The 14274-nt window shown below is 64.4% G+C and carries 17 protein-coding genes and 1 pseudogene; 11 read left to right on the top strand and 7 right to left on the bottom strand.

Going from position 1 to position 14274, the window contains the following annotated elements; all coding sequences use genetic code 11:
• Positions 1 to 100: 100 nt before the first annotated feature.
• The 5 genes from H8B03_RS08360 to H8B03_RS08380 all read right to left on the bottom strand — a co-directional run bounded on the left by H8B03_RS08360 (position 101) and on the right by H8B03_RS08380 (position 3450).
• Positions 101 to 946 carry a DUF4394 domain-containing protein gene (locus tag H8B03_RS08360; RefSeq protein ID WP_226925807.1) on the bottom strand — a complete coding sequence of 282 codons (846 nt, stop codon included), beginning with the start codon at positions 944 to 946 and terminating at the stop codon, positions 101 to 103.
• Between the two features lie 51 nt (positions 947 to 997).
• A complete protein-coding gene (gene msrB / locus H8B03_RS08365; protein WP_193141290.1) occupies positions 998 to 1477 on the bottom strand; it encodes a peptide-methionine (R)-S-oxide reductase MsrB in 480 nt (159 codons plus the stop codon).
• 71 nt (positions 1478 to 1548) lie between these two features.
• Positions 1549 to 2100 carry a fasciclin domain-containing protein gene (locus H8B03_RS08370; RefSeq protein WP_193141291.1) on the bottom strand — a complete coding sequence of 184 codons (552 nt, stop codon included), beginning with the start codon at positions 2098 to 2100 and terminating at the stop codon, positions 1549 to 1551.
• A gap of 124 nt (positions 2101 to 2224) precedes the next feature.
• Positions 2225 to 2911 carry an anti-sigma factor domain-containing protein gene (locus H8B03_RS08375; RefSeq protein WP_193141292.1) on the bottom strand — a complete coding sequence of 229 codons (687 nt, stop codon included), beginning with the start codon at positions 2909 to 2911 and terminating at the stop codon, positions 2225 to 2227.
• Complete coding sequence (locus tag H8B03_RS08380) at positions 2908 to 3450, bottom strand: sigma-70 family RNA polymerase sigma factor (protein WP_193141293.1); 543 nt, start codon at positions 3448 to 3450, stop codon at positions 2908 to 2910. The genes H8B03_RS08375 and H8B03_RS08380 overlap by 4 nt, the downstream gene beginning before the upstream one ends.
• A gap of 221 nt (positions 3451 to 3671) precedes the next feature.
• Here H8B03_RS08380 and H8B03_RS08385 point away from each other — a divergent pair, with 221 nt between their 5' ends.
• The 4 genes and pseudogenes from H8B03_RS08385 (at position 3672) to H8B03_RS08400 (ending at position 6439) form a co-directional block, all read left to right on the top strand.
• Positions 3672 to 4286 carry a TetR/AcrR family transcriptional regulator gene (locus H8B03_RS08385; protein ID WP_193141294.1) on the top strand — a complete coding sequence of 205 codons (615 nt, stop codon included), beginning with the start codon at positions 3672 to 3674 and terminating at the stop codon, positions 4284 to 4286.
• 10 nt (positions 4287 to 4296) lie between these two features.
• A complete protein-coding gene (locus H8B03_RS08390) occupies positions 4297 to 4710 on the top strand; it encodes a VOC family protein (RefSeq protein ID WP_193141295.1) in 414 nt (137 codons plus the stop codon).
• Between the two features lie 95 nt (positions 4711 to 4805).
• Positions 4806 to 5160: pseudogene (locus H8B03_RS08395) on the top strand (DUF1428 domain-containing protein).
• A gap of 130 nt (positions 5161 to 5290) precedes the next feature.
• Complete coding sequence (locus H8B03_RS08400) at positions 5291 to 6439, top strand: HPP family protein (RefSeq protein ID WP_394355455.1); 1149 nt, start codon at positions 5291 to 5293, stop codon at positions 6437 to 6439.
• On the opposite strand, the gene H8B03_RS08405 is transcribed toward H8B03_RS08400, so the two are convergent.
• Positions 6440 to 7621: an MFS transporter gene (locus H8B03_RS08405; protein WP_193141296.1), complete on the bottom strand. Its 1182-nt coding sequence runs from the start codon at positions 7619 to 7621 to the stop codon at positions 6440 to 6442.
• A gap of 159 nt (positions 7622 to 7780) precedes the next feature.
• On the opposite strand from H8B03_RS08405, the gene H8B03_RS08410 reads away from it, so the two are divergent.
• Complete coding sequence (locus H8B03_RS08410; protein WP_226925808.1) at positions 7781 to 8626, top strand: LysR substrate-binding domain-containing protein; 846 nt, start codon at positions 7781 to 7783, stop codon at positions 8624 to 8626.
• 10 nt (positions 8627 to 8636) lie between these two features.
• Positions 8637 to 8822: a hypothetical protein gene (locus tag H8B03_RS08415; protein ID WP_193141298.1), complete on the top strand. Its 186-nt coding sequence runs from the start codon at positions 8637 to 8639 to the stop codon at positions 8820 to 8822.
• 32 nt (positions 8823 to 8854) lie between these two features.
• On the opposite strand, the gene H8B03_RS08420 is transcribed toward H8B03_RS08415, so the two are convergent.
• Entirely contained in the window at positions 8855 to 9376 is a 522-nt protein-coding gene (locus H8B03_RS08420) for a winged helix DNA-binding protein (RefSeq protein ID WP_193141299.1), read from the bottom strand.
• 237 nt (positions 9377 to 9613) lie between these two features.
• Here H8B03_RS08420 and H8B03_RS08425 point away from each other — a divergent pair, with 237 nt between their 5' ends.
• The 5 genes from H8B03_RS08425 (at position 9614) to H8B03_RS08445 (ending at position 14266) form a co-directional block, all read left to right on the top strand.
• Positions 9614 to 10585 (top strand): TRAP transporter substrate-binding protein, encoded by a 972-nt coding sequence (locus H8B03_RS08425; protein ID WP_193141300.1) that lies wholly within the window; start codon positions 9614 to 9616, stop codon positions 10583 to 10585.
• A gap of 64 nt (positions 10586 to 10649) precedes the next feature.
• Positions 10650 to 11198, top strand: a complete 549-nt coding sequence (locus H8B03_RS08430) for a TRAP transporter small permease (RefSeq protein ID WP_193141301.1) — start codon at positions 10650 to 10652, stop codon at positions 11196 to 11198.
• 10 nt (positions 11199 to 11208) lie between these two features.
• Positions 11209 to 12504 carry a TRAP transporter large permease gene (locus H8B03_RS08435; protein ID WP_193141302.1) on the top strand — a complete coding sequence of 432 codons (1296 nt, stop codon included), beginning with the start codon at positions 11209 to 11211 and terminating at the stop codon, positions 12502 to 12504.
• Entirely contained in the window at positions 12501 to 13253 is a 753-nt protein-coding gene (locus H8B03_RS08440; RefSeq protein ID WP_319022454.1) for an allophanate hydrolase subunit 1, read from the top strand. The genes H8B03_RS08435 and H8B03_RS08440 overlap by 4 nt, the downstream gene beginning before the upstream one ends.
• Positions 13250 to 14266: a biotin-dependent carboxyltransferase family protein gene (locus H8B03_RS08445; RefSeq protein ID WP_193141303.1), complete on the top strand. Its 1017-nt coding sequence runs from the start codon at positions 13250 to 13252 to the stop codon at positions 14264 to 14266. Before H8B03_RS08440 ends, H8B03_RS08445 begins: the two co-directional genes overlap by 4 nt.
• Positions 14267 to 14274 lie beyond the last annotated feature (8 nt).

Raw genomic sequence — 14274 nt, forward strand, 5'->3', positions numbered from 1 at the left:
TCCCTGCCCCGAAATCCTTGCCAGCAATCTGCACGGGAAATGAAAAAAGGCGGCACTCAAGTGAGTGCCGCCTGCAACTCGTTACCGCACAACAGGGTGACTACATCCCGGCAGAGACGGCGAAGCTGGACACATCCGCGCCGCCAAGATCCCAAAGCCGCGTGGCCGCGCCGGTTTCCAGGTCAATCTCGTACAGCCCGGCGGTCGCCTGCCCGTCGATCTGCAGCACCGCATAGGCCATGTCCGTGCCTTCCCGGGGCGAGACGATATCGAAGCCGCCGACAGGCAGCAGGTCGATGGCTTTCCCGTCAACCGTGACCAGACCGACGGTTTCCAGGGTTCCGGCGTTGTTCGCCAGGCTCACAAGCGCATTGGCGCGGGCGTCAAGGGCGTACTGAAACGTCCCGCCGGCCTTCGCACCGCTGATCGCGTTGGTATAGGCGTTGGCGAACACCAGCGGTTCCGCGCCTTCGGAGGCATCGCCCTCGGCATAGAACAGATCGGTAAAGCGGCGTACCGAGTTGGCCTTGTCGTCGCCGAAACTGGTCGGGAAATAGACAAGGTTGTCTCCGGCCGAGGAAACCGCGCGAACGGCGTCGATCTTGTTGTTGAAGTCAAAGGCAACCACGGCATCGCCGGCGATCGCGGTGCCTTCCATGAATGCCGCGCCCTGGTCCATCGTGTCCCCGGACATTGTGTCGATGGTGACGATGCGCCCATCGGCATAGCCCATCAGGTCGCCCGTGACCGGACGCCAGGCAATGGCGCGCACCGGCGCCGACAGGGTGACTGTCCGCATCGTGTCGGGCGAGGCGATGCTGTCCATCACCATCAGGCTGGTGCCATCGGCTGACAGCGCATATCCCGTGGTGCTTGCAGGACCGTCGGCGAAGGCCGGGACAGACAGCAGGGCAAGGGCGGAAGTCAGGGTGATCATGCAGTTCATTTGGTTTCCTTTTCTGTGTCAGGTTCTGTTCGGAAACGGGCGGACGGCCTTTCAAAGCGACGTCCCCCGTGCCCCCTGGATTCGGAACGTCAGGCTGACGCCGTTGAGACAGTGCCGCTTGCCCGTCGGGGCCGGCCCGTCCTCGAAGATGTGGCCAAAGTGCGATCCGCAGCGGCGGCAATGCACCTCGGTGCGGGTTGCGAACAGGGTGTTGTCGGGTTTCGTGCCCACGGCATCGGGCAGGCTCTGCCAGAAGCTCGGCCAGCCCGTCCCGCTGTCGTATTTCTGTGCGGAACCGTAGACGGGAAGATCGCAGCCCCTGCAGTGATAGGTCCCCGCGCGGGTCTCGGTGTCGAGCGGGCTTGAAAACGGTGCCTCGGTCGCCTCTTCACGCAACACGGCGTATTCCAGTTCTGTCAGCATCGCGCGCCATTCGGCCTTGGTCCGGGCAATCTCGAATGGACCTTCCACGGCATACAGACGTGTGCCTGCAACCGCGAGCAGTCCGGTCAGAAGCGTTCTGCGTTTCATGGGGATACTCCGAGTCTGGGGTGGACGACCCCCTCCGCCGCAGCGGAGGGGAAGGATGCGGAAGCGTCGGGTTACTTCGGCACCAGCACGGCGTTCACGACGTGGATCACCCCGTTGGATTGATCGACATCCGCCACGGTCACACGGCTTGCGTTGCCGCTTTCGTCGATGATGTAGACGTTGCTGCCCTTCACCTGCGCCGACAGCGCATCGCCCGACACCGCATTGAAGTGATAGAAGCCGTCGTTGCTGGCCCTGGCGGCGGCGATGATGTCGGCCGCGGACCAGTCACCGGCGACCACATGGGCTGTCAGCACCTTTTGCAGCATGGCCTTGTTTTCCGGTTTCAGCAGGGTTTCGACGGTGCCTTCGGGCAGGGCGTCAAAGGCATCATTCACCGGGGCAAAGACCGTGAACGGCCCGTCGCCCTGCAGCGTCTCGACCAGACCCGCCGCCTGGACAGCGGCGACAAGCGTCGTGTGGATCGGAGAGTTGACGGCGTTTTCGACGATGTTGCGGTCTTCCAGCATCGGGGCGCCCCCAACGGTGGGGTTGGCAGCAAGAACAGCGGTGCTCATTGCCAGGGTTGCGGCGGACACTGCGATGGATGCCTTGAATGTCATGGTCTTTCTCCTTCATTGCTTACGCCGTTTTGGTCAGCGATGAAGAAGACACGCAGGTGCCGGACAGAAAGTTTCAGAAAGTTTGAAAAAAAATCGGATGGCAGTTCGGCACCACGGTCGCGGCCTATGCGTCGGTGATCGGTCCGACAGCCAGAACAGCCCCCGTCGGCGCGCCGGTCGGCGACCCTCCGGGCGGTTCGTCACTGATGGCCAGCGCACCGCCCGCCATCTGCCCAGCCAGCGTCTGAGGCACATCGATGCGCGTGGTCGGGGTCTCGGGCAAGACGCCCAGAGAGACCGGCGCCTCCGCCCCTTCGGCAATCAGCCACAATTCAAGCACCCGGCCCGGCAGGGCCGCGCCAGCCTCGCGCGACAGCTCAAGCGTGTTGGTCTCGGCCACAAAGCTGGCCAGCACGACGAGTGATCCGTCCTCGGCAGAGACGCTTGCCACGAACGTCGGGGCCGTTCCGATATCGGGGTCCAGCAGCGGGCCCAGAAGCAGCGCGCCGACCACAAGACTGGCGGCGACCAGCCCGCCCGAAACCCAGGCCCAGAGTTTTCCGCGCCGCGGCTTGGCATCGGGGAAGAGGACAGTCTGCAGCCGCGCCTTCACGGCCGCAGGCGGGGTCACCGGCGCAATGTCATCCGCCAAGGGCGCAAGCTGGCTTTCCCAATCACGGACCAGGTCGCGCAAGTGGGCGTCGTTCGCCATGCGGGCCTCGAACGCGCGCCGTTCCACATCGTCCAGAAGACGCAGCACGTATTCACCCGCCAGGGCGATATCGTCGCTATGATCTTCCTGCGTGCTCATCGGCTCAGACAGTCCTTCAATTTCAACAGGCTGCGCCGCAGCCAGGTTCGCATGGTGTTGAGCGGCACGTCAAAACGCTCCGCCAGTTCCTTGTAGCTGTCGCCGTCCAGATAGGCGCGCCGCACGGCGTCCGACCGGTCTGCCTCCAGCTCGTCCAGGCACCCCATCAGCCGCTTGCGTTCGGACGCGGCAATCGCCGCACCTTCGGGCGTGGGCGATCCATCGGACAGGTCATGGACTGCGTCAATGTCGACGCTGCCCGCCTTGCGGGCCCGCAGCTTGTCGATGGCGGCGTTGCGCGCGAGGGTGATCAGCCACGTCATCGGGCTGTTTCCGTTCACGCTGTAGCGGTCGGCCTTCTGCCAGACCTTCACAAACGCGTCCTGCAACGTGTCTTCGGCTTCAGCCCGATTATTCAACACACGAAGGCAGACACCAAAAAGTTTCGCGGACGTCGCATCATAAAGCGCAGAAAAGGCCGCCCGGTCCCCAAGGCCCACCTGCACGATCATGTCCTCGATGTCGGTGCGTTCGCGCATGCGGTTTGGAAATCCCCGGCAACTACTTTGGGAAACACTGATCCAACGACCCGGAAAACGCCAGCCTTTAAAGGGCGGTGCATTCTGGCCAATCCCAAAGGAGCGTTCGTTGTCACCCCTGTCGAATTCCGCATCGGCGCCGACCGGCTTGGCCCGCGCCCGACCCCGGATTTCCAGGTTCCTCTTGATCTACATACCAACCGGTTGGTATTCTTTCGAGCATGGCAGCCCCCAAGGATCATAAAAAACGTCCGGCGGGGATGGTGAAACTGCTGGATGCCGCTTTGCGGGTGATCCGACAGAAGGGGTATTCGGCAACGACGGTCGATGATCTATGTGCCGCCGCTGGCGTCACGAAGGGCGCATTCTTCCATCACTTCCGCTCGAAGGAAGATCTTGCGATAGCGGCGGCCGGATACTGGGCCGAAACAACGGACGCGTTTTTCGCTGCCGCGCCCTATCACGAACCGGCTGACGCGCTGGACCGGGTGCTTGGCTATGTCGATTTCCGGCGCTCGATCCTGCAAGGAGACGTGCCGGAATTCACCTGTCTTGTCGGAACCATGGTGCAGGAAACCTACGGGTCGCATCCCGCCATCCGCGAGGCCTGCAACGCCAGCATCACCGGCCATGCCACGACGCTGGAGGTCGACATCAAGGCGGCAGCGGCAGAGCATGGCGTCACCCTGCCGATGAGCGCCGAAAGCCTCGCGCTGCACACCCAGGCTGTCATTCAGGGGGCGTTCGTGCTGGCCAAGGCAGGCAACGACGTCACCGTCGCCGCCGACAGTCTGGACCACCTGCGCCGCTATATCGAACTGCTGTTTCAGAAATGAGGGAACCCCGATGACCAAGATGATTTTCGTCAACCTGCCGGTGGCCGACCTTGCCGTCTCGACCCGTTTCTACGAGGCGATTGGATGCCAGAAGAACGGGCAATTCAGCAACGACAAGGCCGCCTGCATGGTCTGGTCCGAGTCGATCACCTTCATGCTATTGACGCATGGGTTCTTCTCGACCTTCACGCCGAAACAGATCGCCGACGCGGGCAAGACCTGTGAAGTGCTGATCTGCTTGTCGCGGGACAGCCGCGACGAGGTGGATGCCATCACCGATGCCGCCGCAGCGGCGGGCGGCACGGCGGATATCCGGCCCCCTACAGACATGGGCTTCATGTACGGACGTTCGTTCGAAGACCCGGACGGCCACGTATTCGAACCGATGTGGATGGACGTGACCCAGATGCCGCAGGGCGCGTGATGCCCGCGATAGTGCCGATGGGCAAACTCGACATCGCGATGCCGGGGTCGGCGTTTCGGGGCTGAAAACCATACCCCAAACCAAGGAGAACACCGATGAGCTATGTTCAAGGATTTCTGCTGGCCTGTCCCAGCGACAAGAAAGAGGCCTATCGCGAGTTGGCCGAAAAGTCGGCCCCGATCTTCCGCGACTACGGCGCGACCAGAATCATGGAGTGCTGGGGCGAGTCCGTTCCGGACGGCGAGGTGACGGATTTCAAGCGCGGTGAAGGCAAAGGATGACGAAACCGTCGTGTTCTCGTGGATTGAATGGCCCGACAAGGCCACCTGCGAAGCGGCCGCCCGGAAGATGGAAAGCGACGCGCGTTGGTCCGACATGCCCGAGATGTGCTTCGACGGACAGCGGATGATGTGGGCCGGGTTCGAGCCGGTGTTCGAATCGGCGGGCTAGGCACCCCCCCTGTGCGCCGCTGCCGGGATTGGTCTGACCGGGCCATCAGCCGGGTTCTTCCTGAAAAGGGCCGGTTGAACCTTTCGGAAACTGATGAAAGTTTGCGCGCATCTCACCCGGAGGCGCGGATTTGCAGATTCTGAAGTCACTTGGCCCTGCTGTCGCGCGGGTGTCGGCCTTCGAGGCCATGCGGGCCGGCCTGGGGGCGCTGATCGGCCTTGGGTTGACCGGGCTGTTCCTGCTGTCGCCCCAGATTGACACCGAACTGGGCCTGTACCTGGTGGCGCCCTTCGGCGCGTCTTCGGTGCTGCTGTTCGCGGTACCCAACAGCCCTCTGGCGCAGCCCTGGTCCGCCATCGTCGGCAATACGGTCGCGGCCATCGTCGGCGTGGCTGTCTGCCTGTCGGTGCCGGACCCGGCCCTGCGGATCGCATTGGCCGTGGGTCTTGCGATCACGGCCACCATCCTGTGCCGGGCCGTACATCCGCCCGCCGGGGCCGTTGCAATGACAGCGGCCATGTCCCCAGAGGCCATTGCCCAACAGGGGTTCTGGTTCGCGCTGGTGCCCATCGCTGTGGGAACTATTGCCCTGGTGGTGATGGCGGCGATCTATGCACGGCTGACGGGCCGCCGTTACCCCTTTCGGCAGTTCGACGATCAAAGCAAGTTTGGAACCGATGACCGCAACCCGACCGAGCGCCTGGGCCTGTCGGAGGAAGAACTGACGGCCATCCTGGAACGCTACAGCCAGTCCTTCAACCTCGGGGTCGAGGATCTGGCCCGGCTGATCGGCGCGGCGGAACTGCAGGCTGCCACGCATTCCTCGGGCCCCCTGACCGCGCAGGACATCATGTCTCGCAACCTGGTCACGGTCGGCCCGGACTCGGCCCTGGGCGAGATCGCGGACCTGTTCCGACAGCATCGTTTCACCTCGATCCCGGTGGTCGAAAACAACCAGACCTTCCTGGGCGTCATCTTTCAGATGCACCTCATCACACAGGCCCGCACCGATGCCCTGCGCCTACACCGAGGTTATGGCGCCGCGCTGCGCCGATTGCTGGATCGCGACCGGGACAAGCCGGTGTTGGCAGGTGACATCATGAGCGTGGCGGGCCCGCGCGCGTCCACCAACACGCCGATCGGCGCGCTTCTGCCAATGATGGCGGATGGCGATACCGATGCGGTCCCGGTCATCGAAGACGGCAACATCGTCGGCATCGTGACGCGCACCGACCTGGTGGCCGCGCTGGCCCGGCGGGCCGCACGCAGCCCCCATTGATCATTCAAGGTCCGGAAGCAGGACCGTCAGGAAGCCAAGGCACAACAGCAGGGATAGGAAGCCAAAGACCTGTTGTATGCCGATCTGGTCCGCCAGCGCGCCAAGCGCCGCCGCACCAAGCGCCCCGACCCCGAACGCAAAGCCAAAGACGAAGCCCGCGACCATCCCGACTTTCTGTGGCATCAACTCTTGCGCAAAGACCACGATGGCCGAGAATGCCGACGACAGCACCAGCCCCACGACGACGCTCAGGCCGACCGCAGCCCACAGTGGCGTGAACGGCAACACGATCGCAAAGGGGAGCGCGCCGACAATCGAGCCCCAGATCACCTTCTTGCGGCCGATGCGATCCCCGACAGGCCCGCCGAAAAAAGTGCCAAACGCGACAGCCGCCAGGAAAACGAACAGGAATCCCTGCGCCTGCGGCACCTCCAGTCCGAATTTTTCGATCAGGAAAAAGGTGTAGTAGCTTTTGAAGGTCTCGATATAGACGAACTTGCTCAGCAGCAGCGCCCCCAGGACCGCGAACGCGATGACAAGACGCTTGCGCGGCAAGCCAGGGCCGACCGCCGGAGGGGCCCCGGCAGCCTGCATCAGGCGCTGATGCTCGGTGAACCAACGGGCGACCCACAGCAGGATCACGACCGCGCAGACCGCGAGCAGCCCGAACCAGGCCGTGGTGGCCTGCCCCAGAGGCAGCACGATCAGCGCCGCCGCCAGCGGTCCAAGCGCCGTGCCGGTGTTGCCACCGACCTGGAAGCTGGATTGCGCAAATCCCAGCTTGCCGCCCGAAGCCATGCGGCACACCCGCGAAGCCTCGGGGTGAAACAGCGCCGAGCCAAGCCCCAGAACGGCGGCCGCGCCAAGCAAGGCGGCAAACGATCCGGCCGTTGCCAGCAGAACGATCCCGATGGCCACGACTCCCATGGACACGGCCAGGGAATAGGGCTTGGGCCGCAGGTCGCCATACAGCCCAAGGACGGGTTGCAGGATGCAGGCGGTGATCTGCTGAGCCAGCGTCAGCAGGCCCAGTTGGAAGTAGCTCAGCGCGTATTGCGATTTCAGCACCGGGTAGAGCGCGGGCAGAAGAAACTGGATCAGGTCGTTGATCAGATGCGTGCCGCTCACCGCGAGGATGACGGAATAGGATGTCGGCAGGACCGCCGTGCGTTGTGTAATCATGGTTGGCCTCGACGTGAGTCGGTACCGCCTTGTACCGGAAATGAACAGCAACCGTCAGAATACAGGTTTTTCCCGCGGTTTCGCGCCAGATCGAAACGCTGTATGCTTTAGAAAAACTACAGTCTCTGAATGCTCAAAAGTCGCAGGAACGTGCCCCCGATGAACGCCCTTCGAACTTTCGAAGTGGCGGGCCGTCGTCTTAACTTCCGCGCTGCCTCGGAAGAGCTCGGCGTGTCCCAAGGCGCTGTCGCACAACAGATTCGCTTGCTGGAAGATCACCTTGGCCAGACCCTGTTCACGCGTCTGCCGCGCGGTGTTGCCCTGACATCGCGCGGTGCCGCCTATCACGCCGAGGTCAACCGCGCCTTCGACATTCTGCGAGAGGCAACAGATCTGCTGAACGATGCCGGTGGAAGCCTCACGATCAGTGTAACGCCGACCTTCGCCACCAAGCTCTTGATTCCAAGCCTGCCGTCCCTGAACGCCGTTCTGCCCGGCGTCGAGATCCGCACCATCGCAACCGTGGCCGTGACGGATTTCGACCGTGACCGGGTGGATATCGCCATCCGGGAAGCGCGCCCGCCCTTTCCCGCGTCCCATGAGGCCCAACTGCTGTTCCGCCAGGATCTGATCCTGGTGGGCAGCCCGCATCTGCTGAAGGATCAACCAGAGCAGATGACGCCCGAGACGATCCGTGCGATGCCGCTTCTGCACGACATGTATGGTCACTGGCAAAAGTACTTCGGGACGACAGGTCGGTTGCCCGGTCCGGTTTTCAACCAGATATCCCTGGCGCTTGATGCCGCTTTGGCCGGGCAAGGGCTGGCCATTGTCAGCCGCGCTTTCGTGCAGGGCGACCTGAAGGCGGGCCGATTGATCGAAGTCGGCGCATCCAACCATGAGCCCGATATGAATTACTACCTTGTCAGGAAGCGATCGCGCCAGCCGCGCCGCATGGTGGATGCGGTCTGGTCATGGTGTATCGACACGTTCTCGACCCCTTGAGGCGGGTCTGTTGGGGTGGTGTCATGCGGGCAGCCGAAGCGACGGCGTTGCCCTGTGGCTGTCCGGCACCAGCCGCGACATACAGCGCGTGTTCGTCACCCACGGTCTGAAGCGCCCGCGGGTGCAGTATTCGGCAACCATCGAAGACGCGCTCACGGCCGTCGTTGACGTGGTCGACGACGGCGCCGTTGCATGATCTCAGCGGATGTTGCGGGCCCCGACGGCGCCTTACAGCGACGCCGCCGCCCGGCTGGCCTGATCGTAATGGCCTGACAACGCGCGCAGATTGCGGGCCAGTTCGCGCAGTTCTTCGCCCGACAGATCGGTCGCCGACAGACCCTCAAGAAGGCACTGGCTGCGCACATCGCGGTAAAGCTTGCACAGCGCCACCCCGTCGGGCGAGGTGCGGTAGAACACTTCCTTGCCGCGCTTTTCCGACTCCAGCAGCCCCGCCTTCAGCAGCTTGCGCAGGGCATAGTTCACCGTGTGGCTGTCCTCGATGTTCAGCAGGAAACAGATATCCGCCAACCGCTTGTCGCGGGCACGATGGTTGACGTTGTGCAGGATCAGGATCTCCAGCGGGCTGAGATCGGGTTGGCCGGCGGCGGCCATGCACCGGGTTGTCCAGCGCGAGAAGGCGTTGAAGACAACGATCAGGCCAAACTCAAGCTCGGACATTTCCCAGCCGTCGCCCTCCGCCAGGTGGCGGGAGGACACGATCCGGCGGCCGGGGGAGGTCTGCTCGCTCATGGGTCTCACCTCATTTCATCTTCATAATATCGGCGTTTTACAAACATTATGCCACCGATCTGTGGCCGTCTCAACCGGCGACCCCCGTGGCCGTGGTGACGGTTTCGCGACCGGGCCCGGCACCGCGCCCCGCCATTCGGCCGGAACCGCGCCCTTACGCACGCGGATAAAACGTTGACAATTTGTCAGCGTAATATCAATGTGAGAGTCGAACACGACTTTCAGGGAGGAATGACAATGTTCGTATCACGCTATCTGGGCGGTGCAGTGGCCGCTCTTGCCGGGCTCGTGGTGCAGGCGCAAGCCGACACCTGGGACATGCCGACGCCGTACCCGGACGCCACCTTTCACACCGTGAACATCCACCAGTTCGCCGAAGACGTGGCCACCGCCACCGATGGCGGGCTTGAGATCAAGGTGCATTCGGCCGGGTCGCTGTTCAAGCATCCCGAGATCAGCAAGGCCGTGCGCAGCGGTCAGGTCCCCGCCGGGGAATTCTTCCTGTCGCTGCTGGCCAATGACAACCCGGCCTTCGGCATCGACTCCATGCCGTTTCTCGCCACCAACTATGACGAGGCGATGCGGCTTTGGGCAGCCCAGAAGGACGTGATCGACGGGCTGCTGGATGACCAGGGCCTGATGGCGCTTTATGCCGTGCCGTGGCCGCCGCAGGGTCTGTATACGACCAAGGAAATCAACTCGGTTGCCGACCTCGCCGGGCTGAAGTTCCGCACCTATAACGCCACGCTGGAAGAATTCGCCAACCTGGCGGGGGCTGCCCCCACCCAGGTCGAAGTGCCGGACATTCCGCAGGCCTTCTCGACCGGCCGGGTCGAGGCGATGATCACCTCGCCGTCGACCGGGGTGAACTCGAAAGCCTGGGACTTCCTGACCCACTACACCGACATTCAGGCCTGGATCCCCAAGAACATCGTCGTGGTCAACAAGCGCGCCTTCCGCCGCCTGGATGACGCCACGCAGGCCGCCGTTCTGGAAGCCGCCGCCGCCGCCGAACAGCGCGGCTGGGAGATGAGCATGGCCGAAACCGCCGCGCAAACCGCCGTTCTGGCCGAAAACGGCATCACGGTGGTAGCGCCTTCGGACGAGCTGATGACCGGCCTGCGCGACATCGGGGCACAGATGCTGGACAACTGGACCGCCGAGGCCGGCGACTCCGGCGCGGCCCTGCTGTCGGCCTACCAGCAATAATCCAGACCAATGGTCGGGCGCACACCCGCGCCCGACCCGCCAGTCTTGCCTTGGGGGGACAGACATGCGGCCCATTCTTGATTTCACCTATCGTGCGGCCGGCGGTCTTGCGGCAGCCTTCATCCTTGCCATCGTGGTGCTGGTCTTTGCCCAGGTCAGCCTGAACCTGGCCGACAAGATCGCCGCCGCGCTGTTCGGGCAGGGCATCGGTCTGACGATCCCGTCCTACGCCGATTTCACCGGCTTCTTCCTGGCCGCCGCAACCTTCCTTGCGCTGGCATATTCGCTGCGGGAGGGCGGACATATCCGCGTGACCCTGCTGGTCGGACGCCTGCCGGACCGCGCCCGCCGCGCGGTCGAAACCCTGGTGGTGGTAATCGCCCTGGGGATGAGCGCCTTCGCAACCTGGTACGTGATCCTTCTGGTCTATGAATCCATCGAATTCGGCGATCGCAGTTCGGGCATGGTGTCGGTGCCCCTGTGGCTGCCGCAGCTTCCCGTGGCGCTGGGGCTGGCCATTCTCACCATTGCCTTGGCGGACGAATTGTTCGGCCTGCTGCGGGGCCGTCCCGCAACCTGGGAAGACAAGGGCGAAAGCCTGTTGAAGGAATAGGATCCAGCCCATGTCAATCGCCACACTCTCCATCCTCCTGCTGGTCCTGCTGTTCGCCTTTCTGGGCGCGGGCCTTTGGGTGGCCTTTTCGCTGCTGGGTGTCGGAATGGCCGCCATGGCGCTGTTCACCGACGCGCCGCTGGGCCTTGTCATGGCCACCACCATGTGGGGGCACAGCAATTCCTGGGCGCTGGCCGCCCTGCCCCTGTTCATCTGGATGGGCGAGATCCTGTTCCGATCCCGCCTGTCCGAGGACATGTTCACCGGCCTGTCGCCGTGGATGAACCGCCTGCCGGGCCAGTTGCTGCACGTCAACGTCTTTGCCTGCGGGATCTTCGCGGCGGTCTCGGGCTCTTCCGCGGCCACCGCCGCCACCATCGGCAAGCTGTCGATCCCGGAACTGTCGCGGCGCGGTTACCCGGAACGGCTGGTCATCGGCACGCTGGCGGGTTCTGCCACGCTGGGGCTGCTGATCCCGCCGTCGATCATCCTGATCGTCTATGGCGTCGCCACCGAACAATCCATCGCGCGGCTGTTCATCGCCGGGGTGCTGCCCGGTGTCCTGCTGGTGTCGCTGTTCGTCGGCTACGTGGTGATCTGGGCGCTGCTCAATCGCGACAGCCTGCCGATGGAAGACATCGGCACCAACTTCCGCGAAAAGATCCGCCGCACCCGCCGCCTGATCCCCGTGGTGCTGCTGATCGGCGGCGTCATCGGCTCGATCTACGCCGGCATCGCCTCGCCCACCGACGCCGCTGCGGTCGGCGTGGTGCTGGCACTGGTGCTGTCGTGGAGTTCCGGCACCCTGACCCGCGACAGCTTCTTCGGCGGGCTGATGGGAGCGACGGTCACCTCCTGCATGATCGCCTTCATCCTGGCGGGCGCGTCCTTCCTGACCGTGGCCATGGGCTTTACCGGCATTCCCCGCATCCTGGCCGAATGGATCGGCTCGCTCGGGCTGTCGACCTTCACGCTTCTGGCGGCCCTGACCGTGTTCTTCGTCATCATGGGCTGCTTTCTGGACGGAATTTCGGTGGTGGTCCTGACCGCCTCGGTCATCATGCCGATGGTGCTGCAGGCCGGGATCGATCCGCTTTGGTTCGGTATCTTCCTTGTGATTGTCGTCGAGATGTCCCAGATCACACCGCCGGTGGGCTTCAACCTGTTCGTGCTGCAATCGCTGACCGGGCGCGACATCCTTACGGTCGCCCACGCCGCGCTGCCGTTCTTCTTCCTGATGATCCTGGCGCTTGCCATCATCTCCGTCTTCCCCGGCATCGTGACCTACCTGCCGGAGCAGATGTGACCGACCCGCAGCCCCCCCTTTCCCGCCGCGCGCCCGAGGTGCGCACCATCGGCATCGCCGGGATGCTGGTCAGCTTCGGTGACCGGCTGAGCGAACCGGCCAACCGCGCGGCGCTGGCCTTTCGCGCGGCGGTCGAGGCCGAAGGCTGGGACGGGGTCGAGGAAACCTCCTCTTCGCTGGTGTCGGCCTTTGTGCGGTTCGATCCGCTGCACCTGTCCCACGCTCACCTGCGCCAGCAGCTTGAGGCGTTGCTGCGCCGCCAGGACTGGTACGCCGCTGACCTGCCCACGGGCCGCCGGTTCTGGCGCATTCCCACGGTGTTCGGCACCGATCTTGCGCCGCAACTGGGCCAGGCAGCACAGGCCGCGGGGCTGAGCGAGGCCGAGGCCATCACCTCGCTGACGCAAGCCCGGGTGCGGGTTCAGACCATCGGGTTCGCCGCAGGCCAGCCCTATCTTGGCGAATTGCCAAAGGCCTGGGACATTCCGCGCCAGACCACCTTGACAAAGCGCATTCCCGTGGGCGCGCTGGCGGTGGCGATCCGTCAACTGGTGCTGTTCTCGGTCGCGACGCCGACCGGCTGGCAGCACGTGGGACAAACCGCGATCCGGCTGTTTCAGCCCGAAGTCCCGGACCCCTTCCTGCTGCGCCCCGGTGACGAGGTGCAATTCGTGTCCACCGACGCCGAAGCCCTGGCCACCATGCGAAACGACCCGCACGGCGGCGCGAAATGCGAGGCGATCACATGACCGCCCTGCTGAAAATCCTGCGCGCCGGTCCCGGCCTGACGCTGCAGGACCGGGGGCGCAGCGGCTATCTGGATGTCGGCCTGTCGCGCGGCGGCGCGGTGGATCGGCTGGCGCTGGACGAAGGCGCGGCCCTGCTGGGGCAATCGCCCGACTGCGCGGTCATCGAGATGGCCGGCATGGGGGGCGATTTCGAGGCCAGCGCGGATATGCGCATCGCCCTGACCGGTGCGCCGATGCGGGCCACGCGGGACGGCACAAAACTGGCCTGGCATGCCTCGCATCTTCTGCAGGCCGGGGAACGGCTGTCGATCGGTCCGGTGCAAGCGGGCTGCTACGGCTACCTGCACGTCGGCGGTGGCATTGACGCGCCGGTCTGTCTGGGCGCGCGCGCAGCACATCTGTCGGCCGGGATCGGCGCGGCGCTGTCGGCGGGCGACGTCCTGGCCATCGGCAAGGACAAGGGCAGCGAGACCGGCCTGCTGCTGGAGCCCGACAACCGCTTTGACGGCGGGGTCGTGCGCGTGGTCGCCAGCTTCCAGACCCATCTGTTTGCGCAAGCCGAACGCGACCGGTTTCAATCGGCGCCGATGCGCCGCGACGCCCGCGCCAACCGGATGGGCGTGGGGCTGGACCCCGAAGGTGGCGGGTTTCACGTCGAGGGCGGGCGCAACGTGGTCTCCGAAATCATCGTGCCCGGCGACATCCAGATCACCGGCGACGGCACCCCCTTCGTGCTGATGGCCGATTGCCAGACCACCGGCGGCTATCCACGGATCGCCACGGTCCTGCCCTGCGATCTGCCCAAGGTCGCGCAAGCCCCGGTCGGCGCCGCGCTGCGCTTCCAGTTCGTCGATCTTGAAAAAGCCGTGGCGCTGGAACGTGCCGACGCCCAGCGACGGGCGGTTCTGTCCCGCAGCCGCCGCCCGTTGATCCGCGACCCGCACCGGATGACCGATCTGCTGTCCTATCAACTGATCAGCGGCGTCGTCGCCGGCGATGAAGACGACCCCTAGGGAGGAAA

The organism is Meridianimarinicoccus sp. MJW13 (assembly GCF_014901205.1).
Classification (GTDB): domain Bacteria; phylum Pseudomonadota; class Alphaproteobacteria; order Rhodobacterales; family Rhodobacteraceae; genus Meridianimarinicoccus.